Genomic DNA, 22,253 nt, shown 5'->3' with positions numbered 1-22,253 from the left:
ATGAAGGGTGACCTTTCTGAGTATATAAACCTTTGCGGTGATCTGGTCGTACGCTTTCATGAGATGCTCATGAAGATGGGCTCCTATCCCGAGCTCATTTCTGAGATGAGAGCTCTCTTTCTGGAAGTTTTAAAAAACCGGGGGATGGTTGCGGACGAGCTCATCGAAAAGTGGGTACAGAGGTTGATTCGCGATGGGAGAGGTGATCCCGAAAGGCTGAAGGCGGCGCTCGTCGACTTCGCCTTTGCCGCAGCTTTCAGTGAAGAGGAAATTGAAAATCACATAAACCTGGTTCGGAAAAGAGACCGCTTTCGTAACCTCTGGCGGGTTGTCAACACAGAAGGCGTAAGTCAGAAAAAGGTTATCAAGGCCCTTAAAGAGTTTTGCTCCATACCGGAAGGAAATCTTTACATTGATCCGGGCGATGCAGAGGGTGTCAGGGTCGTATTAATACAGCGCTTTATATCAACCCATCTTCCTTTTGTGGGAGTGGCAAAGAAGCATATTACCATAAGAGATGTGGACGAGCTGATTGATAGAACCTACTCGAGCCCACGCAAGGTCGGTCTTGTTGGCGGGAAAGCGGCGGGAATGATCCTTGCCTACAGGATACTGGTTCCAAGGCTCGGCAATCGAGATCCCGAACTCGAAAAGTATCTGACAATACCCGAATCATATTACTTCAATTCCGGAATCTTCTCGGAGTTCATTGAATATAATAACCTTCATCACTTCAGAACTCAGAAGTACAGGTCCCGTGAAGAGATTGAAGAAGATTATCGGAACATTGCCGAGCTGTTTAAGCAGGCCAGATTTCCCCCCGATACGGTAACAATGTTTGCAGATTTTTTGGAGAAAATCGGAGAAGTTCCCCTGATTCTGAGGTCTTCCAGCCTTCTCGAAGACAGTTTCGGCCATGCCTTTTCAGGGAAGTACGACTCTGTTTTTCTGGCGAATCAGGGGCCTCTGGAAAAACGACTTGATGAATTCATCTGGGGACTGAAACAGGTCCACATGAGTACCTACGGCCCCGACCCCATCCTTTACCGGCGTGATCACGGACTTCTCGACTTTGACGAAAAAATGAGCGTGCTCGTACAAAAAGTCGTCGGGCGAAGATACGGCAACTACTTTATGCCTTTTGCATCAGGGGTGGCCTTTTCTCGAAACATGTATCGATGGTCTCCGAGAATACGGAAGGAAGACGGCATAGTAAGACTTGTGCTCGGGTTGGGTACAAGAGCCGTTGATAGGGTGGGTGGAGACTATGCGAGGCTCGTTCCCCTGAGCCATCCTCAGCTCAGACCCGAAGGCAACGCCCAGCAGATAGTGAAGTATTCTCAGAAATTTGTCGATGTGCTTAACCTCAATACCGGAAAGGTTGAGGCGGTGCCCTTTTTTGAGGCAATCGATGTTATGGGCCCAAAGGCCGCACATCTGGCACTTTCCTATTACAGAAACGGATACATTCAAAAACCCACTACTTTCTACGAAGAAAATTCTCCGGAGACCGGCTGTATAACCTTCGACAACTTTCTGGAAAAAACCCCCTTTGTTCGAATTATGAAAAAGGTTTTGAGAAAACTCGAGCAGGAATACGGCAGACCTGTGGATGTGGAATTTGCCTGGGAAAACGACAGGCTTTATCTGCTTCAGTGCAGAACCCTGGCTTCAAGGGATGAACCTGATTATGTGGTTATCCCTTCAGGCATTGATAGTGCGAAAATCGTTTTTAAGAACAATCGGGTATTATTTAATGCGGATCTTCGAAATATACGTTATATCGTGTTTGTTGATCCCAGGGAGTACCGGGAGATACGGTCAGGTGAAGAAAGGATTGCAGTAGGACGGATTGTGGGCATGGTTAATAGGGCTTTAGATGATAAGTATGCGCTTTTTGGCCCGGGGCGCTGGGGCAGTAATGACCTTCGCCTGGGGGTTAGAGTCGGTTATCAGGACATCAACAGAGCCGTAATTCTGGGAGAGATAGCCTTTGAACAGGAAGGCATGACTCCGGAAGTTTCCTTCGGTACTCATTTTTTCAACGACCTGATTGAGGCTCGAATAGTCCCCGTTGCGATTTTTCCAGATGAGCCTGAAAACTTCTTTAACGAATCACTCCTTGAGCACTTTCCCAACGAACTTTTTAGATTTGCACCTGATTATTATGAAAAGTTTTATAGGATTTTGAAGATAATCGATCTCGAGAATGCTCAACCTGGTACTCGATTGAGAATCCTCCAGGATGTTGAAAATCAAAAGGGCATTGGTTATCTGGAAGTTTCCGCCGGTAAATTTCGTGAATAAAATTTACCCATCTGCATTTTACCCGCTCTGGGTAAAATTTACTCAGCCGATTAACGACAGTGTGGGTCCTTTTTAGTGAAGGTTACCTGAAAACAGAACGTTAGCAATATGGCATAGTTTATGCTTTATCGGGGATGGAATTGGGGACTCTGACATTGAACGGAGTATAACATGCGAAAATACCGGGCAGGTAATCTTTATCATCCGGTGGTAATTCCGCTTATATGTGCATTTTTCTTTAATATCTGTGGATGTGGATACACGGGCCGTCCCTTTAAAGAGGAACCGGGAATGGTCGAGCTGTTAGAAGAGGATGCCGGAATAGGAGAGTTTTTACAAAACGAAAATTACCAATTGCCTTCCAATCCTTCCTTCGACGACTATTTTACCTATGCGGCTTTTCGGAACCGGGAGCTTCGGGCAATTTTTGAAAGATGGAAGGCTGCACTGTGGAAGATACCACAGGTGAAATCACTTCCGGATCCAAGGTTTACCTATGCATACTACATAAAAAATGTCGAAACCCGTGTAGGGCCTCAGCGCCAGAGCTTCTCAATTGCCCAGACCTTCCCATGGTACGATAAGCTCAGGCTGAAGGGTGAAACGGCCTTTCTGGAAGCCGAAGCGTTGCGCTGGGAGCTGGAGTCTAAAAGGTGGAAACTCTACGAGGACCTGAGCAGGCTTTATTATGATCTGGCCTACACCAGGAGAGCCGTTGATATCACAAATGATCACATTGCCTTGCTTGGACATCTGGAAAGTGCTTTGAAAATAGGCTATTCCGCAGGGATAGTCCCCTATGGGTACCTGACCCAGCTTCAAACGGAAATGGGAAAGCTGGAAAACAGATTGAAAACGCTGGAAGATTACATCGCTGCGCTGGAAGCAGAGTTCAACTCACTGTTGCACCGTTCTGTGTGGGAACCTGTAGTGGTAGGAGAACTGCGCGATGTCGGTTCCGTGAGCATAAACGAGAGAGATGCCTTAAGGCTTATTGAGGAAAGTAGCCCTGATCTTAAGGTGGCAGAAAAACGTGTGGCGCTGGCGCAAAAAGGCGTGGATCTTGCGAAAACGTTCTATTTCCCCGACCTTACCCTTTCGGTTACCGCAATCGACACCGGTGATGCCGATAATCCATTGACGCCGGAAAGTGGAAAAGATCCCGTAATTGTGGGAGTAAGCGTAAATCTTCCGTTCTGGTGGGAACGTATTGAAGCAGGGGTTAAAGAAGCCCGTACGAGATATGAAGCTTCTATCGCAGATAGAGAAAAAACACTGGACCTGCTGTCTGCAAGACTTAAGCTCATTTTGTACAGATTGAGGGACTCTGAAAGAAAAATCAGGCTGTACGGCAACGACCTGATCCCCAAAGCTCGTCAGTCTCTTGAGGTAAATCTGGAAAATTTGAGAACGGGTGAGGCTACTTTCTCGGACGTTATAAATGCGGAGCGGGTTCTTCTGGAGTTTGAACTGTCCCTTGAAGAGGCCCGTGCCGGTGCGGCTAAGGCTCTCGCGGCTTATGAGCGCCTTATCGGCCGTAGAGTGGATAAGGCATCAAAATAATAAAACAGGTGAGGGAGGTTTTTGTTATGAAAAGGATAAAAATAGTGGTCTTTACAATGATTTTGCTTCTCGCTTTTGTGCCGGCTTTATTGCCCATGGCGTATGCCGGTAAGGGACGGCCACAGGAAAAGTGCCCTGTTATGGGAGGTCCCATTAACAAGAGTTACTTTGTAGATTACAGGGGGAAGCGCATATACTTCTGCTGTCCTGCCTGTCCTCAGGAATTCATGAAGAACCCCGATATGTATATGGAGAAACTCGAGAAGGAAGGGGTGGAACTGGAACCTGCACCGACCGATTGATCTGATCCGTCCGGGAAGCGCTGAGGTGATTGGTATGAAAAGAGTCGGGTTGTTTATGGTAGTTAACCGGCAGGGTGGGAGGGTATTCGGTACAATCTTTACTTTACTCCTGGCGCTGTCGGTTATTGCCGTCGTTGTCGTGGGAGTCAATAGCACGGTTGCGCGGGAAACCGATTCCGCGCCCGGAGAGAAAGCTCAGATCTGGACCTGCTCCATGCATCCTCAGATAAGGCTTCCGGCTCCCGGCAAGTGTCCTATATGCGGAATGGATCTTATACCCGTTGTGGACGAGAAAGAAGGAAAGCCCGAGTCGCTGAGGGAAATAACCCTGTCGCCTGTTGCACAAAAACTGGCCGAAGTCCAGGTCAGCCCCGTTGAACGGAAAAAAGTCCAGGTAACATTAAGAATGTTCGGAGTTCTGGACTATGATGAGCGCAGGGTGGCTCACATAACCGCCTGGGTTCCGGGGCGTATCGAAAAACTCTATGTCAACTTCACGGGTATGACCGTTTCCGAAGGGCAACCGATGGTGGTACTCTATAGCCCGGAACTCATGGCCGCTGAGGCTGAGCTTATAGAGGCCCGGAGGTTGCTTTCAAGGGTCGAGTCCGGTAGCACCAGGGCAATAAGGGATACGGCGCGGGCTACCGTGCGCTCCGCCCGTGAAAAGCTCCGCCTGTACGGGCTGACGGAAAAGCAGATCGATGAGGTCCTGGCGAGAGGTATTCCTTCCGACCGCATTACCATAGTGGCGCCCATCGGTGGGACCGTCGTGGAAAAGCATGTAAACGAAGGAGTTTATGTCCAGACGGGTACGCGAATCTATACCATTGCCGATCTGTCTCAGTTGTGGCTTTTCCTCGATGCCTATGAATCGGACGTCCAGTGGATGCGTCTCGGAGAGACCGTAACTTTTGAAACGGTCTCTTATCCCGGAGAGGTCTTTTCGGGACGGATTTCTTTTATACAGCCCGTGCTTGAAAAAAAGAGCCGCACGGTAAGGATCAGGGTTGATGTCCCTAACGCAGACGGACGGTTGCTTCCGGGGATGTTTGCTCACGCCGAAGTAAGAGTAACCGTGGGAGACAAAAGGCCTCCTCTGGTAATCCCCGCCTCGGCTCCACTGATAACCGGAAAACGAGCTGTCGTTTATGTTCAGATTCCCGACAAACCTTATTCTTACGAAGGTCGTGAGATAGTTCTGGGACCCCGGGTGGGTGATTACTACATAGTCAGGTATGGCCTCAGGGAAGGAGAAAAGGTTGTAACCAGGGGCAATTTCAAGATCGACAGTGCCGTTCAGATCCTGGCAAAACCCAGCATGATGACCCCGGAAGGTGGCGGAGGCGGCATGATGCATCATCACGGCGGCGGTTCCGCTCCAAAGTCGGAGGCCTCTAAAGGTTCGGGCACTGTTATGGAGGTACCGCAAAGCTTTACCATGAAGCTTCATGAGCTGGCCGCACGGTTCGACAGAATACTTCAGAAAGTTCCCGAAGATTCGACGCGCATTACCCAGCGACAGTGGCTTGAAATCAAAGAAGAGATTTCGAATCTTGAAGAACTCCTTTCTAAAATTGATGGTTCAGAACTGAAGGGCCACGCCCGGATGATGTGGGACGAATTGTCCATGAGGTTACATAACGATCTGGTTGTTGCGATCTATGCCCGCAGGGCTCAGGAAAGGGCTGAGGCTCTTGAGGAACTTAAGGCCGGCATGGCGAGGCTTCTGACCCGGTTTGGTGTGCACCACCCAGGGCACCGGGATCACGGCGGACTTACAGAACCTGGCGTACCGCAGGAATTTTCAGTACAGCTCAGACCCCTGGTTGAATCGTATCTGTCCCTGCAGAAAGCCCTGGCGGAAGATGATGAGAAAAGGGCAATTCATGCACTGGAGGCCATGAAAGAGGCTCTAGATCGGCCGTCTATGGAGTTGCTAAAAGGTGATGTACATGTGAAATGGATGAAGATACGGGAGCAATTGTCTCAAAATGTTTCGTCGATGCTTGCTTCGGGCAATATTTCGGGCATAAGAGAGCGGTTTGATGAGTGTTCCAGACTTTTCGGTGAACTTGTGAGAACCTTCAAGCCCGTGTCCGTTCCCCTTTATGAGATGTTCTGCCCTATGGCTGCGAACGGTAAGGGTGCAATCTGGTTTCAGAGCGAAAGGGAGATCCACAACCCCTATTTCGGTTCTTCTATGTCTTCTTGCGGAGAAGTCAGAGCTAAGATCGATCCTGTGGATCGCTAGCTTGTTGCCTCGGGGAAAAGCTTTTTGGCCGCAATCAGGAGGATAGAGCGGTATGGCAAAGGAGTCATTGATAGGGCGGTTGATTCGCTGGTGTCTGGAAATGAGATTAATTATTTTCGTATGTACTCTTTTTGTTATCCTATGGGGTATTGCCGTTGCACCCTTCGACTGGAAGATTTCCTGGCTACCGAGAAGTCCTGTGCCGGTAGATGCCATACCCGATATAGGAGAAAATCAGCAAATAGTCTTCACCGAGTGGATGGGGCGTTCGCCTCAGGATGTGGAAGATCAGATAACCTATCCCCTTACCGTGTCACTTCTGGGCATTCCCGGTGTTAAAACGATTCGCAGTTATTCCATGTTTGGATTTTCTACGATCTACATAATTTTCAAGGAAGATGTCGATTTTTACTGGGCTCGTTCCAGAATTCTGGAAAAGCTCAACAGCCTTCCTGAAGGAACCCTCCCGGAAGGTGTCAAACCGGCTCTGGGCCCCGATGCGACGGCCCTGGGACAGGTTTTCTGGTACACCCTTGAGGGTCGTGACCCTCAGGGAAATCCCACCGGAGGCTGGGATCTCGATGAACTTCGTAGCATACAGGACTGGTACGTCCGATACGCCCTTATGTCGGCCGATGGAGTCAGTGAGGTTGCATCCATTGGGGGCTTTGTCAGGGAATATCAGGTTGACGTGGACCCCGATGCCCTGAGGGCTTACGGTGTTACGCTCCCACAGGTGTTTCAGGCCGTGAAAGCATCTAACCTGGATGTTGGAGCCAGGACAATTGAAATCAACGGCGTGGAATATGTGATAAGGGGTCTGGGGTTCATAAAGAGCCTTGAGGATCTGGAGAAGTCGGTTATCACTTCCAGAGACGGCACGCCCATAAGGATAGGCGACGTTGCTCATGTTACCACGGGGCCGGCATTGCGCAGAGGAGTGCTGGATAAAGCAGGTACAGAGGTTGTCGGGGGGATCGTCGTAGTAAGATATGGAGAAAACCCTCTTAAGGTTATTCAGAATGTGAAAAAGAAGATTGAAGAGATTGCCCCGGGACTGCCTAAAAAAACCCTTCCCGATGGGACAGTCAGCCAGGTGACCATAGTCCCATTTTATGACAGAACCGGTCTTATCTATGAAACCCTGGGAACTCTTTCTCGTGCCCTCTACGAAGAAATTCTCGTGACCGTTATGGTAATACTCCTGGTGCTTATGCATATAAGAAGCTCCATTCTGATATCAAGCCTTCTGCCCCTGGCGGTTCTTATGTGCTTTATCGCCATGAGGCTCTTTAAAGTGGATGCCAACATTGTTGCTCTATCGGGCATTGCCATTGCCATAGGAACCATGGTGGACATGGGAATAGTGATCTGTGAGAACATACTGCGTCACATGGAACAGATGGAGCCCGGCGAAAGTCGATTTTCCGTAATCTATCGGGCATCTTCGGAAGTGGGAGGAGCTGTTCTTACGGCGGTGGCAACAACGGTGGTTAGCTTTTTACCTGTTTTTACGATGATAGGCCCCGAGGGCAAGCTCTTCAAGCCTCTTGCTTTTACCAAAACCTTCGCTCTTATAGCATCGATAATAGTTGCACTTATGATTATCCCTCCGGCGGCGTTAACTGTATTCCGTACTCCTTACGATAAAACCGGTGTAAATCTCCTGAGGAAGGTAACTTACGGATTCATCGCTCTAATCGGTATTGTTATGTATTTTTTCATGCCCTGGTGGGTGGCTCTGCCGATTTTCGTGGCCGGCCTGTATTTCCTGGCAGAAAACCTTTTACCCGCAAAGATTTTCAGGGTTTTTTATATCCTGGTTAATGTGTTTATTGTCGCAGTCGTGGGTATTTTGCTTGCCCGGGACTGGTTACCACTGGGTCCCGAAAAAGGGCTTCTAAAAAATGTGGTTTTTGTGGGTATTTCGGTGGGAACCATATTCGGCATACTTCAGATATTTCGCAGGGTCTATGAGCCCCTTCTTCGGTTTTGTCTGCGTCATAAACTTCTATTCGTCTCCCTTTCGGTTCTGGTAATAGTTTTGGGCTGGACCGTTTGGTTAGGTTTTAACAGGGTTTTCGGCTGGCTGCCCAACTTTTTGACGAAAACCGCGGTTGTGAGGAGTATTGCCGGGGCTTTTCCGGGACTTGGCAAAGAGTTTATGCCCCCCCTTGACGAAGGCTCATACCTGCTCATGCCAACCACCATGTCTCACGCTTCCATAGGCGAAGCCTACGACATTCTAAGGAAACAGAACATGGCCATTTCCGCCATTCCCGAGGTTGAGACGGTCGTCGGAAAGATCGGGCGGGCCGAATCGCCTCTCGATCCTGCGCCAATATCGATGATTGAAACGGTTATCAACTACAAACCGGAGTATCTTGTGGATAAAGAAGGCCGTCGCCTCCGTTTCAGGTTCTTTCCCGATGAAACCGACTATTTCCGTGACGAAAAGGGTAACCCGCTACCCGCACCGGACGGAAAGCCTTACATCGTCAGGGGCAGGTTTGAACGGAACGAAAAAGGGGAATTGATTCCCGATCCTAAAGGTATGCCCTTCAGACTCTGGAGAGCACCACTGGATCCGGCACTGAATCCCGGGAGGAAACCCTGGCCCGGTGTAAAAAATCCCGACGACATATGGAATCTTATCGTGGAGGCTGCCAGGGTTCCCGGTACCACTTCGGCACCCAAACTTCAGCCGATAATCACGAGAATAGTGATGCTTCAGAGCGGTATGCGGGCTCCGATGGGTGTTAAAATCAGAGGGCCCGATCTTCAGACTATTGAAAAGGTGGGTTTAGAGATCGAAAGATTTCTTAAAGAGGTTCCGTCGGTTGAACCCTCTACCGTTGTGGCGGATAGAATAGTCGGAAAACCTTATCTCGAGATCGTAATAGACAGAGACGCGGTGGCACGCTACGGTATTTCAATCCGTCGGGTTCAGGATGTTGTCGAAACCGCCATTGGCGGAAAGTGGATTACCATGACCGTTGAGGGAAGGGAGCGATACCCTGTCAGGGTCAGGTATCTCCGGGAGCTTCGTGACTCCGTTGAAGCCCTTTCACGCATTTTGGTTGCCGCCCCCAATGGCGTGCAGATTCCCTTGGGCGAACTTGCCCATATCCGTTATGTAAGGGGACCTCAGGTTATAAAAAGCGAAGACACCTTTCTCGTTGGCTATGTGGTCTTTGACAAGAAACCCGGCCACGCAGAAGTCGATGTAGTAGAGCAGGCTAGGAAATACCTGAACGATAAAATAAAATCCGGAGAACTCGATATACCCCCCGGCGTAAGTTTCACCTTTGCCGGTAATTACGAAAATCAGATTAGGGCTCAAAAAACCCTGTCCGTTGTTTTGCCTCTCGCTCTTTTCATAATTTTCATGATCCTTTATCTTCAGTTCAGATCTGTGCTCACGACGTGCTTTGTCTTTACAGGGGTGTTTTTTGCCTGGTCCGGTGGCTTTATTCTTCTGTGGCTTTACGCTCAGCCCTGGTTTCTCGACTTTTCCGTATTCGGAATTTCCATGAGGGAGTTATTTTCCGTTCATCCCATAAACCTAAGTGTTGCCATATGGGTGGGATTTTTAGCCCTTTTCGGAATTGCAACGGACAACGGAGTTATTGTGGGCACCTACCTTGATGAAAGCTTTAGGGAAACCACAATAAGGACGATTGAAGACGTGCATGAAGCCACGGTAACGGGTGCGGTCAGGAGGATTCGACCCGCTCTTATGACGTCCGCTACCACCATACTTGCCCTTCTACCCGTTCTCACGTCAAAAGGCCGGGGATCCGATATTATGATCCCCATGGCCATTCCCACCTTCGGCGGTATGCTTGTATCTCTTATGAGCGTCCTTCTGGTACCCGTGCTTTACAGTGCCCGTGAGGAATTCAAACTCAGGAGAGCCAATATTCCTCGAAGTTGAATAAAACATGACGGCAAAAAGAGGCGTTGGAAAAAATCGGTTTCTTGAACTGGCACCCTGGGCAATCGTAAGCTCCGTGGTCATCCTAGTTATTCTGCTTATCGCTATGGCTTTTCGTAGCCTCCACAGAGGCCGGGATATGATGGAGCAGGCCTTGCTCTCCGAAGCACTGACACTGGCCAACTCCATTGAGGCTATGTGCAATTGCGGAGTCATTCACAATGTTCACCCTCACGCCCTTATGCCGCTCTTTGGTGAGATTTCCAAACTGCCGGGTGTATTGTATGTAATGATTGTAAAAGCCGATGGAACAATTGTTGCTGCCGGTAAGCCTGAAAGAGTTGACCGAAAAATACCTTTTAATCCACCCGGACCCGGGTCAAAGTGGGTTGGGCTTAAAGAACGGATGGGCATGAGGGCTTATGAAGTAACCCTTCACTACAGACCGATGGCAGGAGATAAGACACCGCCGGATGATTTATACTTTGTTCTGGGGCTGGATCCCCTGCCTTACGAAACGGCTATAAAGCGTGATTTCCAGTTTTTTGTATTCATGCTGGCGGTTATGCTTCTGGTAGGTGCTGCAGGAATGGTCTCCCTGTGGTGGGTTGGCCGTTATCATGAAAGCCTTCGATCTCTCGCCGATGTGGAATATCTAATGTCCACTTTGATTGAACAGATACCTGTCGGCTTCGTTCTGGTCGATAATAAAGGGGTGGTGGAAAGAATCAACAGAGCGGCAGAGGCGCTCATTGATGCCGAACAGGGGAAGGCTTTCTCGAATTGCCCCGGTTTTGCCGATCTATGGAGAAACCTTCAGTACGGCGATAATGGTAGATTGGATCAGGAAATCACAATAAGCGGCAATCGTACCAGAAAGCTACATTTGATGGTTAACGCCCTGCGCTTCGAAACGGATACGAGGTCGGGATACGTCTTTCTCATAACCGATGTTACGAAAATGAGGGAACTGGAATCAAAACTTAGCCGGACGCGCCACCTGGCGGCTATAGGACACCTGGTAACGGGGCTCGCCCACGAAATTAGAAATCCTCTGAGTTCTATAAAAGGTTTCGCTACTGTCCTTGCGAAAAGAACTGCATCAGATGAAAAAAACAGGTATATCGCTGAGGTCATGATCAAAGAAATCGACAGATTGAACGGGATTCTTTATGAGCTTCTGGACTTTGCACGCACTCCTAATCTGAAGCTTGACGAAGTTGAGTGCCGGAGCCTTATAGAGCACGCCTTAAGGGTTATCTCCAGAGACCTGGAACAAAGCAAGGTAAAGGTAACGATGGACATAGAACCTCCCGATCTTTACATTAATGTAGATCCAAACAAGATGATCCAGGTATTTATAAACCTTTTCCTGAATGCCCTGCAGGCGATCGGCAGAGAAGGAACAATAAGGGTGCAGGCTAGAAGGGATGATGAAGAGGCCGTTATTGCGATATCTGACACAGGACCTGGCATACCGGAAGAGGCTCTTGATAAAATTTTCGATCCCTACTTTACAACAAAGCCTCAGGGTGTTGGCCTGGGTCTGGCAAATGTTCGAAAGATTGTGGAAGCCCATGGAGGAACTGTGGTTGCGATGAATTCACCTGAAGGAGGAGCAAGCTTCATTATAAGATTGCCCTTTTCTCCCGGGTATGAGGAAACATAGCGATGACGGAGCAGGCAAGAATTTTAGTTGTAGATGACGATAATTCACATCGCCTTATGTTGTCCACCGTGCTTGATGAGTGGGGTTATGAGGTAGTAGAGGCGGATAGCGGTGATAAGGCCGTGGCTCTGGTCAGATCGGAGCCCGTCGATCTGGTAATAATGGACATCAGGATGCCGGGTATTGACGGAATAGAAGCAACAAAACTTATACGTCAGTTCAATCCCGCCCTGCCGGTCATTATCCTTACGGCCTACGGCTCCATACCCTCGGCCGTTGACGCAGTTAAATCCGGTGCCTTTGACTATCTTACCAAACCCGTGGATCTGGATGCTTTGAATGCGGTTATCAATAAGGCGCTTGAGCATGAACGATTGAAGGCAGAAAACGAAATTTTGCGAGAACAGCTTGCACGATTTCAAATTGCCGACATTGTGGGACGGAGCCCTGCAATGGAGCGGGTTTTGGAGTTGATTTCTCTTATTGCTCCGACAGACGCCACGGTGCTCATAACCGGCGAAAGTGGCACGGGCAAAAGCCTCGTAGCCCGGGCCATACATGCCCACAGCCCTAGAAAGCACAAGCCTCTGATTGAGGTTAACTGTGCCGCTATTCCGGAAAACCTCGTTGAGTCAGAGTTGTTCGGTCATGAAAAGGGGGCTTTTACCGGGGCGGAAAAGGCCAGAGCCGGAAAATTTATGCAGGCTAACGGTGGTACCATTTTCCTCGACGAAATAGGTGAACTAAACCTTTCCGTTCAAAGCAAACTTCTTCACGTTCTTCAGGATAAGAAGATACAACGCGTCGGAAGTGATGTGGCAATTCCAATAGATGTTCGGATAATAGCCGCCACTAACAGGAATGTTGAAGAGATGCTTTCGAACGGTAGTTTCAGAATGGATTTGTATTACAGGCTGAACGTTACCAGGATAGAGGTACCGCCTTTAAGGAAAAGGCCTGAGGATATTCCCATATTGGCCGAACACTTTCTGAAACGGTTTTCTGAAAAGTACGAAAAAGATGTTAAAGGCTTTACTCCTGAGGCAATGCACTTTTTAATGACTCATTCATGGCCCGGTAATGTTCGTGAATTGGAAAACGCAATAGAGAGAGCTGTGATCTTAAGTCGGAATCCCTACATTGATGTGAAAGAGTTGAACATTCTGGGGGCGGGGTTACCGGAACCCGGAGATGTTACTCGATCATCCTTTGAGCAGGGTAACTTGACTTTAGAAGATGTAGAACGGATAACGATTTTGAAAACCCTTGAGGAAACAGGGGGTAACAAGAGCGAAGCAGCTCGCCGTCTCGGGATAACCCGGCGGACCCTTAAACTTAAATTGAAGAAGTATAACGCAGAAAAAAAGCGGACACCCTGATCGGGTGTCCGCCGGGGTTAGGGCAGGGCATTCAGAGGATCTCAGGGTACATCTCTGAACCATCCGTTACGTCTGTTGATGAGGAGTCTTCTGATCACATTGCCCGAAGAATCTTCGATCGTGGCTTCGAACACGTCTCCCTTATCTGCCAGCTCCCCTATTTTCAGATCAGGCCTGTTTCCGATGGCATAGCGTTCCAGAAGTTCAATAGCCTGCTGCCGTGTCATCAGTCCGTTGCCCAGAAGTTCCATGCCCGGTGGAGTTTCCTGATAGCGGTTGGGTTGTCCGTAGTATCCACCGTGGTGGCCGTATGAAGGTCCCATGTGATGATGTCCGGTGTTATTCATCCACGGACAGTACCAGCCGTAACCCTGCCCGTCCGTCTGCCCGAAGACCAGTCCCAGCCCTATGAGGGTCACAAGGGTGGCCAGGGCAATTCCCGTGATGACTTTCATTTTGTGATCCTCCTTTTCAAAGTCTACCTTCTGCGAGGCCAGTAGCCCCTGTCGTATTGCCTGTAGTCATTGTAATTGTGCCAGTAGGGTCGGTTATGCATATAATACCGGTAACCATCGTAGTTGTATCCCCCATATCCGTTCATCATACCGTATCCCCCATAATACCCGGGACAGTTCCATGAACTCTGACCGTACCCTCCGTAACCCCCACCGTGCATTGCCAGCCTGTAGAAAGGTCCGCCGATGTTTCCTTCAGCACGGGCGAGCGTGGTACCGGAGATGCCCGCAACCGTTAGAGAACCGATCAACATTGCCGTTACCAGTACTTTTTTCATCCTACCCATTTTTAACCTCCCTGTGATTTGTTTGTTTTTCTTTGTTTGCTTATGCACATCATTTTTCATGCCAAGTGTAGGATCGGGCAAAATTGGGGGCTTTGCGAGGGGTGAGGTAAAAGACTCTGGATAATTTTTATCCGCAAAGGATCCGGCGGGTGGATATTTTTTATTCTCTGTAACTCTTCTATAGCCCCGCGATCGATAGCCGGGACATGAGACAGATTAAACAATAAGACAGGACATTCCTTGCCGGTGGGAACTGGCATGGAATTTGACTACCTCTCCTGGTGCCAGACAAAATTCACTTTAATTAGGAGGGATGATCATGGAAGTTTTGAGAAAGTTTAGGTCTCTGCTGGTTTTTGGAGTTGGGGTGCTACTTGTCAGTAGTGTATGGGCTTTTTCAGGAGGTCACGAAGCCACTTCTTCAATGATGAGCGGTAATCCTTTTTACTATAATACCGGACAAACAGGTACTTATATGATGTCCACCTATGATTCTCAGGCGAATCTCCTTTATATGCCCTTTATGCAAGTGGGTAGCGAAGTTCGGGAAGTCACCATGTACCATGTTCCGGGAACAATGGACTTTATGTATCTGGGCTCGCAGACTCGAGGAAGTTTAAGTGATACGCCGTCGGAAAACATGGTAGCCTATTACGATCCGGCCACCATGACAATAACGGTAAAACATGTGCCAATGGGCTCCGCTCTCTACACGATTCAGATGAAATACCTTCCTGAAATCGGCGGGTTCCGCACGCAAATGATGGTGCTTGAAAACGTTGAAACAGAATAACAGGGGCAACCGATCCCCCACATTACCTGATGTGGGGGATCGTAGTTTGCTTTCCGGAAGACATAATGGAGGTGCAGCATGAAGAAACTTATCTCAACGATGATAATGTTTTGTGCTTTTTCTTGTTTGGTTGTCCAGGCCGATGCCGCCCCGCCTCTTCCTTTGCACAATGTTGAAGGCTTTGGGGGCGTAGCCATAACGGGAACTGCCTATCTGGTTAATCCTCCCGAAGATGACCGACCTATAGGCATGCCGGCAGTAGGCGGAGGGTTCGTCTATACGCCTAAAGGAAGAACCTTCGGCTTTTCTACCTTTACCGTGAATCTTTTCAACCGCCTGGAACTGGGCTATGCATTTAATGTGTTGAATCTGCACGATCTTCCTCTAGATGTTGCGGAAGCTACGGGTATTGAAATTGCCAACGATAGGGTATTTTTGCATAACCTGAATGCACGTTTTAATTTAATCCCGGAAAACGGCTTTAACCTTTCATGGATGCCCGCCTTGACTGCGGGAATACACTATAAAAAGGTGGAAAAACTTTCGGATATTGATGAAACCCTTGGAGGAGCTTTAACTGACGCGGGTATCGAGGATACCGATGGGATTGATTTTACTCTTTATGCTTCCAAGATGCTCACATTTTTGCCCCGTCCGGTGCTTCTTAATCTTGGATTGAGAAATAGCGAAGCGGCACATATCGGTTTATTGGGGTTTACGGGTGATAGAGAGTTCTTACTGGAAGGGAGTGTTATAGTATTTGTAACAGACCGTTTTCTTGTAGGTGCTGAGTACAGGCAAAAGCCTAATAATTATCGTCCTATCCCCGGACTTGTTGAACCCGAAGATGACTGGTGGTCTGTGGTAGCGGCTTTCATTGTTAACGATCGACTTACGATATCGGGAGGGATATTCAATTTCGGAGAGGTTCTGAATCATTACGATAACGGTGCTGTGGGTTTAAAGCTTAAATTTGAGTTTTAAAAGCAAAACTGCCCCCGGGAGTTGCCTGGGGGCAAACGATCGAGCCATCCCGAAAGCTTTTCTCGGCCGTAAAGCCTGATGTGCTTTAAAAGCCGGCTCCGGTTGAGCGCAGAGCCGCCCGGCGGTAACGTCCCGGTGGGCCCCGTGGTTTTTCTAATAAATGAGTAAAGGGGCGATTCTCTATTGTTTCATGCCCCGTCGTATGCTTATGAGAAGGACCATAGCAAATATGAGAAGTGCAAACAGTATTAACGCCCGAAGTCCTGACGTCGGCATGGTTTCGCTTGGCTTTGTATCTTTTTTGACCTCCTCCATCCTGTAGCCTTCTACTTTTTTTTCCCTTGAACTTGAACTTGCTGAAGACTCAGGGCCTCCGGGTTTCTGCTGGAGTTTTTCTCGAAGTTTCTTCAGGCTTTCCTGCTGTTCCCTGATATTTTCCCCGATGGCTTTACTTAAGGTCATTTCAAACTTCTCGCTGATTCTAGGCTCAAGGAGCCCCGGTATTGAGATGATGCTTGCGACCATTTGATTAAGGAGCGGATTATTGCAGGTGTGGTCGCAACAGGCAACACCGTGTTCCACAACACTTCGGGCATATTCAACGGCAAGCCGTCGCTTAGTCTGCTCGTCAGCCTTCCAGTACCCCTTTCGGATGGCTTCAAGCATTCTCGCCGTGATGGATTGGTAAGCCCAGGGATTTGCACGGCGGAAGAATTCCTGCAGGTCCATCCCGTACTTGTCCTCCACGTAAACTTCATAGATCTGCCGCCACTCTTCCTCATGAACTGCTTCGGGTGTCGTGACCTGAAAACCCCAGAAGTATTCAACGAATTTGGCCATTTCTCGTGCTCCGCCGTAACCCTCCTTCTTCATGCCTTCAATCCATTTGGGGTTCAGGTACCTCATCCGCATTTCAGATCCGAGAATCTTCGCAAGAGGCTCCGAACCCACCTGCCCGGGAATTCTCTGAAGAGTAATCATCGTCCGAACAGGCTTGCCTCCGAACTTCCGGGCCGCCAGAGCGAGCCCTCCAACGTATTGAAATACGTCGTCGTTGTCCATTGCCCCGAAGATGTTGGAAGAAAAGGAATGCACAACGGTGTCCACGGAGGCAAGATGAGCCTTGAAGAGTTCTTTAGCATCAACTCCCCATAAATCTTCCCCAAAGGCATATCCGACGCGGTTCAAATAGACATCCACGATTTCGTCGTCCTTTTCCCATATGCCCGATATGCTGACCATCTCCGATACACCCGTTCCATAAGTTCCGGATGGTTCAGAGAATATTCGTATTGCGCTGAGTTTTTTTGCCTGATCCGGGGAATACCCCTCGGAAAGGAGCCTGTGTTCCAGAATCTCAGAGTGTTTCCTGATCAGGTTCTCCACGTCTTCCTGAATAGCTGCCAGTTTCACGGCACGGTCGAGAAGTTTGAGCTTTTCCGGGAAGAGATCTCTGTAAAGGCCCGAAGGGTTGATCAGAACGTCAATACGAGGTCTTCCCAGTTTCTTCCCGGGAATGGGCTTTAACCCTGTGACCCGCCCCAGATTGTCCCACACAGGTTCTATTCCCATGAGGTACAATATCGTTGATTCGTTCACGCCCCCGTTTCTCATGGTTTCCACAGCCCAGAGAACTATAGCAACCTGCTCGGGATACGAACCCTTCTGATTGAGGGCATCACGAATGATTTGTTCTGCCGCCTCCTTCCCCAGTTTGTAGGCTTCCTTCGTTGGGATCTTTTGAGGATTAAAGCCGTAAAAGTTTTTCCCGGTGGGTATGGCCTTGAGATTTCTGAGCGGGTCGTTTCCCTCTCCAGAAGGGACAAACTTCCCGTTCAGGGCAGCCATAAGGGCATCTATTTCGGCAGGCCCCGAGGCAACAATGGCAGAGGAGACCTCTTCCGGATTCACATCATTTCCAGCCTTTCTCTGGACCTCTAATATGGAATCAACCATTTCTTCAAGGGCCTCACCGACGGGAGAACTCCCAAAGGTGTGCAGCCCGTAAGGGATCAGACCCTCTCTGATTTCGTCGAGGTAATGCTCCAGGGTTTCCAGAATCTGTTCTATCTCCCCCTCTTCGGCCTTATCAGGAGATGGAAAACCCATACCCAGGTCTTTCAGAAGTCCCAGCTTTTCGATCCTTTCGATGAGCCTCCGTAATTGCTCCTCCGTTGTAGGGCTTCCCATAGTTCGGGCCTGATGATAGCCCTGAATCATCTCGTATATCTCTGCGTATTCGGCATAAAGCCCTCCTTTTTTAACCGGTGGCACGAGGTGATCGATTATAACGCCCCGTCCGCGTCTTTTGGCCTGTATTCCTTCCCCCACGTCATCGACTATGTAGGGATAAATGTTGGGTATGTCCGTGATGAGCACTTCCGGTGGACACGACATACTCAGTCCGGCCTGCTTTCCCGGGAGCCACTCGTGAGTTGCGTGAGTTCCCAGGTGAACCATCGCATCGGCCTTAAACCCGTACTTTAACCAGAGATATGCCGCGATGTATTGATGATGGGGATAAAGGGTGGGGGAATGATATAGTTTCACGGGATCATCGCTCCAGCCCCTGGCAGGTTCCGGCATAAGCACAATGTTTCCCAGCGTATCGGCCGGTATTACTATGTTGCCGTTATAGACCATTACGGTCGATGCCTCGGGTGGTCCCCACTGATCCGTGACCTTTCTGCGGAAATCCTCGGGAAGCCTTTCAAACCAGCGTAAATAGGTTTCCATGGGCACGGTCACGCTGCGGCCTGACTGGACGAGCTTTTCCAGTTCGCCGGGTGCCCAGCTTCCGATGTTTCTGCCGTAGGCAAGTATCATCTCCTTCAAAGCATTCTCGTCGGGAAAACCGGCCGCCCCTTCAACGGAGTAACCTTCTTTTTTCATACGCCCGAGTATGAGCTCAAGACTCCGGAAAACATTCAGATAGCTTGCCCCGATGTTTTGCTTTCCCTGGCTGTGGTTGTAGTAGAGTATGGCAACCCGTTTTTCCGGGTTGGGCTTTCTTTGCAGATCCAGCCATTTTTTTATTCTCGAAACGAGAAAGTCGATGTGGGACTCAAGAGCGACCTGTGAATACAGGGTTTTTCCCGTTTCGGGATCCTGGGTTCCCTTCTTCCCCCCGAGAACGGACGGCTCTATTAACCCGGATACCTCGGGATTGGCCAGAGCCCAGGCTACCTCCATGATGTCGATCCCAACAGGAGATGCTCGCCACTGATCAACCGTGTTCATGAAGAGCTTGACCGCATTTATGATGGGAATGTTAAGAGACTCTACGGCCTTTTTTACTTCCTCACTGAGTGATGACGAAAACTTCAGACTAAATGAGACGATAAGAGATACCCGAGACCTGACCTTTTCCTTTTCTCTGATCAGATAAAAGCGCCTTATAACCTCGTCGTCGGGATAGCCAAAAGCCGGTACGACGTTAAAACCCGCTGACTCGAGCTTGCGAACAACTCTATCGATAACTTCCGTTTGCTTGCGCGAAACCTCCGATCCGAAAAACATAAGCCCGACCCAGGGGAAATCGCCCCTGAAGCTCGAACGCTTTCCGTACCATTCGGCGTACTCATCGAAGCTCTCAAAAATCCTATCGGCCTCGGGATGATAAATGCCGAAATCGGGAAACTCCCGGGGCGGTTTGAAAGTTACGGAGGAATCAAAGTGCTTGCAAAGTGTGTAAAGTATCATGTTCTTGATGTTTTCCGGAGATAAGTTTCTGTAATAACGTCTTATTTCTTTATCAAAGCGAAAACCTTTTTGGGCCAGTTCTTCTTCACGGCTTGAGGCGCCCACTGCGTAAATGATCGGAGCTTCCTGCCCGGATTCTTCCCCCCTTCCGACCTGTTCCAGGACAAATCGTGCCAGCCGATCGTCCATAACCTGGACGAAGATTACGTGAGAAGATCGGATCCACTTGACCGTTTCCGGATCCGGGTTTCCGGATTCCGGACACAATTCTGATGTGGTGAAAAAACGGACGACCACATCAGGTTTTGTCTGTGATATTTCCTTTGCCGCTTCGTTTATGGTCGTGCTTTCTGTGTCGAAGACCAGGAAAGAAATTCTTATTTCCCCGGCGGAGGCTTTGACGGCAGGAGAAGCCGGGAAGAGAAACAACACGGCGATAATGGGGATGATTGAACGGTTAGCCGACGCAAAGTACCTGTTCATCTTGCGACCTCCTTCAGGGTGAAGGCGTAATTCTGCCAGCAAGAAGAGGACAGGGCACATTTAAGCAGGGCTTCTAGGGCCATTCTTAGAGGTTCAGAAGCCGCAGGAAAAGCATCTTCAGGAAGCGAGCATTCCCTGCAGATCATCGAAGGAGCCATTGCTTCGCAGATCTTTTTGAAAAACGAGAGATCCTTTATTAAGCCCTTTTCATAGAGGTCGCTTACGGCAAAAGCGGTATTCATAAAAGACGTGTAAGGTTTACTCAGAAGAAGCTCGTAGAGTCGTGTCATAACAACTGCATTGGTCCTGGTCTCTGAGCAGATTCCGCAGGGCAGACTTAAGAGCCTGTAGAGTTCTATCCCTCGTTCCTCGAGCCTTTCGGCAATCGTCCGCTCCGGAGTGATCCCGTTCTGCCTTCTTATCGCATCCAGCACGGCACGATACACGGCATCGGCAATTAGCTGACCGAGCCTTGTGTGACCGCCCGCAAGATTCGCTCCGGGTCCTTTTCCCGAAACCACGATGATTTCGTCCGTTCCCGTCCCTGTAGCCTGCCATCTCAGAGGGTTACAGGTACTCCGGACATCCAGATCCTGAAGGGCCGCCGTTTTCGCTTCCGTTGCCGTTATGACGGCCCGACTCATCGCACCGGGAGAAAGCCGCCTGTTGGTCATTATGATGACGTTGATGGTTCCCGGCTCTTCGTAACTTCCCTCGTCCCTGGATGTCCTCAGAGCATTTCCACGAACTCCCGCCGTGGCAAGAGCATAAACGAGGAGAGAGCCGGACGAAGCTTTCTGGACCGAAAGATTGTCCATGTCAGCGCCGGTATAAAGCAAAGAGGCCTTCCCGGGATCCAGTTCCAGCACTTCGAAGATGTGTTTTTTCACGGCATCAAATCCCAGATCGTGGTTGATGTTCCAGCAGGGAGGTGGCGAGAAGTTATTCCCGACGATCTGGATGCCTCTTCTGGGGCCTTCAAGGGTGGAAATGATGTCAAGGGGTTCTTTGAATCTGATGAGCAGTGTTTTGTGATGAAAGTCATAAATGCGGCTGTCCACAATTTCGGCCGATACCACATAATCGAGCTCGAGAGCAGGAGCTATAGACCGGCGCCTCAGTATTTTCTCCTCCTTTACGAGGTTCTTTAGATCCGAAAATTCTTCCTCATAGATTGTCGATGCAAGCCACTGAACGAAAAGCCCCGAATGAATGGAGAACCTGCAGGTGAGATCGCAGGGAAAGTAATAAATCTTCCCTTCTTTTACGGCTTCCACATCCTTCCATCCGGGTAAACCAAAAAATTTTTCGGCAACTTCCCTGTCTCCTCCGCAGCCGTAGATAACCTGAGGATTGAACCTCCGCCACTCGTCAACCGTTACGGCCACCATGGGGCCCTTTTTTCCAAAAGAAGGCGGTATTCCCCCGGCAAGCCTTATGAAGAGATTTTGAAAAGAATCGTCGCCGGGCACGTACACGGAATCGGAATCTTTTCGGCCCATGAAACGGAGAACCCGCTTTCTCCTGTCGGGAGGTATGCGGGCCGCTTTCCTGGATATGATTTCGATCTGGCCTTTTATATCGGCTACCAGCCCTTCGGCTTTTTCTTCCCTTTTGAGGACGAACCCAAGAGTGCGAATGGCCTCGTAGAGATCTTCGGGTCCGTTAATGCTCAGCTTAAGAACCCTGCCGTAGCGGGAAAGCTCCTTTCCTATTGATTGGTGGTAGTCGTGGACGAAAATAACCCCCCGGCCTTTTTCAAAAATCCCGGCAATTTTTTTGATGTCCGGCGCGAAGAAACTGCCAACGACTGCAAGGCCTTCTGGAGGTCGGGCCATAAAACGCCTCACGACATCCAGGTCGTGGATGGTAACGCCCCTGAGAAGTTGACCTGCCCCCAGGGCCAGAATGATTTCCGTTACCGATGAGTCCAGCGAGACGACGCCTGCCCCGAGCTCTTCTGGGGAAATCAGATCCTTCCGGAACCGCTGGTCATCGTGTTGCAGTGCCGAAAGAGGTAGCGGCACAAAAAGCAGAAATAATAAGCACGTCACGGCCAGTTTTCCCGGTTTCATGGT

Annotated in this window: 13 protein-coding genes; 9 read left to right on the top strand and 4 right to left on the bottom strand. The window is 49.4% G+C overall.

The window, feature by feature from the left end; translation table 11 throughout:
- The 7 genes from BM091_RS01445 (at position 1) to BM091_RS01415 (ending at position 13,411) form a co-directional block, all read left to right on the top strand.
- Positions 1–2,307 carry a PEP/pyruvate-binding domain-containing protein gene (locus BM091_RS01445; RefSeq protein ID WP_093392921.1) on the top strand — a complete coding sequence of 769 codons (2,307 nt, stop codon included), beginning with the start codon at positions 1–3 and terminating at the stop codon, positions 2,305–2,307.
- A gap of 171 nt (positions 2,308–2,478) precedes the next feature.
- Positions 2,479–3,870, top strand: coding sequence for a TolC family protein (locus tag BM091_RS01440; protein WP_093392920.1), 1,392 nt, complete (start codon positions 2,479–2,481; stop codon positions 3,868–3,870).
- 26 nt (positions 3,871–3,896) lie between these two features.
- Positions 3,897–4,172 (top strand): YHS domain-containing protein, encoded by a 276-nt coding sequence (locus BM091_RS01435; RefSeq protein WP_093392918.1) that lies wholly within the window; start codon positions 3,897–3,899, stop codon positions 4,170–4,172.
- Between the two features lie 34 nt (positions 4,173–4,206).
- Positions 4,207–6,426: an efflux RND transporter periplasmic adaptor subunit gene (locus BM091_RS01430; protein ID WP_093392916.1), complete on the top strand. Its 2,220-nt coding sequence runs from the start codon at positions 4,207–4,209 to the stop codon at positions 6,424–6,426.
- Between the two features lie 52 nt (positions 6,427–6,478).
- Positions 6,479–10,363, top strand: a complete 3,885-nt coding sequence (locus tag BM091_RS14195; RefSeq protein WP_093392914.1) for an efflux RND transporter permease subunit — start codon at positions 6,479–6,481, stop codon at positions 10,361–10,363.
- A gap of 7 nt (positions 10,364–10,370) precedes the next feature.
- A complete protein-coding gene (locus BM091_RS01420) occupies positions 10,371–12,032 on the top strand; it encodes a two-component system sensor histidine kinase NtrB (protein ID WP_093392912.1) in 1,662 nt (553 codons plus the stop codon).
- A 2-nt stretch (positions 12,033–12,034) separates the two neighbouring features.
- Positions 12,035–13,411, top strand: a complete 1,377-nt coding sequence (locus tag BM091_RS01415; protein WP_093392910.1) for a sigma-54-dependent transcriptional regulator — start codon at positions 12,035–12,037, stop codon at positions 13,409–13,411.
- A 41-nt stretch (positions 13,412–13,452) separates the two neighbouring features.
- Here BM091_RS01415 and BM091_RS01410 read toward each other — a convergent pair whose 3' ends face one another.
- Positions 13,453–13,866 carry a hypothetical protein gene (locus tag BM091_RS01410; protein ID WP_093392908.1) on the bottom strand — a complete coding sequence of 138 codons (414 nt, stop codon included), beginning with the start codon at positions 13,864–13,866 and terminating at the stop codon, positions 13,453–13,455.
- Between the two features lie 23 nt (positions 13,867–13,889).
- Positions 13,890–14,213 (bottom strand): hypothetical protein, encoded by a 324-nt coding sequence (locus BM091_RS01405; RefSeq protein ID WP_093392906.1) that lies wholly within the window; start codon positions 14,211–14,213, stop codon positions 13,890–13,892.
- A gap of 319 nt (positions 14,214–14,532) precedes the next feature.
- Here BM091_RS01405 and BM091_RS01400 point away from each other — a divergent pair, with 319 nt between their 5' ends.
- Entirely contained in the window at positions 14,533–15,006 is a 474-nt protein-coding gene (locus BM091_RS01400) for a hypothetical protein (protein ID WP_093392904.1), read from the top strand.
- Positions 15,007–15,084: 78 nt separating this feature from the next.
- A complete protein-coding gene (locus BM091_RS01395) occupies positions 15,085–15,990 on the top strand; it encodes a DUF3034 family protein (protein ID WP_093392902.1) in 906 nt (301 codons plus the stop codon).
- A gap of 180 nt (positions 15,991–16,170) precedes the next feature.
- On the opposite strand, the gene BM091_RS01390 is transcribed toward BM091_RS01395, so the two are convergent.
- Positions 16,171–20,175, bottom strand: coding sequence for a cobaltochelatase subunit CobN (locus BM091_RS01390; protein WP_177193475.1), 4,005 nt, complete (start codon positions 20,173–20,175; stop codon positions 16,171–16,173).
- Entirely contained in the window at positions 20,172–22,250 is a 2,079-nt protein-coding gene (locus BM091_RS01385) for an adenosylcobinamide amidohydrolase (RefSeq protein ID WP_093392898.1), read from the bottom strand. The genes BM091_RS01390 and BM091_RS01385 overlap by 4 nt, the downstream gene beginning before the upstream one ends.
- Positions 22,251–22,253 lie beyond the last annotated feature (3 nt).

Origin of the sequence: Thermodesulforhabdus norvegica (assembly GCF_900114975.1) — a bacterium.
Classification (GTDB): domain Bacteria; phylum Desulfobacterota; class Syntrophobacteria; order Syntrophobacterales; family Thermodesulforhabdaceae; genus Thermodesulforhabdus; species Thermodesulforhabdus norvegica.
Note: the sequence above shows the minus strand (reverse complement) of the source record. Positions and strands in the feature narration are given on the sequence as shown.

What these genes read in the sequence shown, in the direction of transcription:
- BM091_RS01445 (WP_093392921.1), top strand. Translation starts at nt 1, where the DNA reads ATGAAGGGTGACCTTTCTGAGTATATAAACCTTTGCGGTGATCTGGTC.
- BM091_RS01440 (WP_093392920.1), top strand. Translation starts at nt 2,479, where the DNA reads ATGCGAAAATACCGGGCAGGTAATCTTTATCATCCGGTGGTAATTCCG.
- BM091_RS01435 (WP_093392918.1), top strand. Translation starts at nt 3,897, where the DNA reads ATGAAAAGGATAAAAATAGTGGTCTTTACAATGATTTTGCTTCTCGCT.
- BM091_RS01430 (WP_093392916.1), top strand. Translation starts at nt 4,207, where the DNA reads ATGAAAAGAGTCGGGTTGTTTATGGTAGTTAACCGGCAGGGTGGGAGG.
- BM091_RS14195 (WP_093392914.1), top strand. Translation starts at nt 6,479, where the DNA reads ATGGCAAAGGAGTCATTGATAGGGCGGTTGATTCGCTGGTGTCTGGAA.
- BM091_RS01420 (WP_093392912.1), top strand. Translation starts at nt 10,371, where the DNA reads ATGACGGCAAAAAGAGGCGTTGGAAAAAATCGGTTTCTTGAACTGGCA.
- BM091_RS01415 (WP_093392910.1), top strand. Translation starts at nt 12,035, where the DNA reads ATGACGGAGCAGGCAAGAATTTTAGTTGTAGATGACGATAATTCACAT.
- BM091_RS01410 (WP_093392908.1), bottom strand. Translation starts at nt 13,866, where the DNA reads ATGAAAGTCATCACGGGAATTGCCCTGGCCACCCTTGTGACCCTCATA.
- BM091_RS01405 (WP_093392906.1), bottom strand. Translation starts at nt 14,213, where the DNA reads ATGGGTAGGATGAAAAAAGTACTGGTAACGGCAATGTTGATCGGTTCT.
- BM091_RS01400 (WP_093392904.1), top strand. Translation starts at nt 14,533, where the DNA reads ATGGAAGTTTTGAGAAAGTTTAGGTCTCTGCTGGTTTTTGGAGTTGGG.
- BM091_RS01395 (WP_093392902.1), top strand. Translation starts at nt 15,085, where the DNA reads ATGAAGAAACTTATCTCAACGATGATAATGTTTTGTGCTTTTTCTTGT.
- BM091_RS01390 (WP_177193475.1), bottom strand. Translation starts at nt 20,175, where the DNA reads ATGAACAGGTACTTTGCGTCGGCTAACCGTTCAATCATCCCCATTATC.
- BM091_RS01385 (WP_093392898.1), bottom strand. Translation starts at nt 22,250, where the DNA reads ATGAAACCGGGAAAACTGGCCGTGACGTGCTTATTATTTCTGCTTTTT.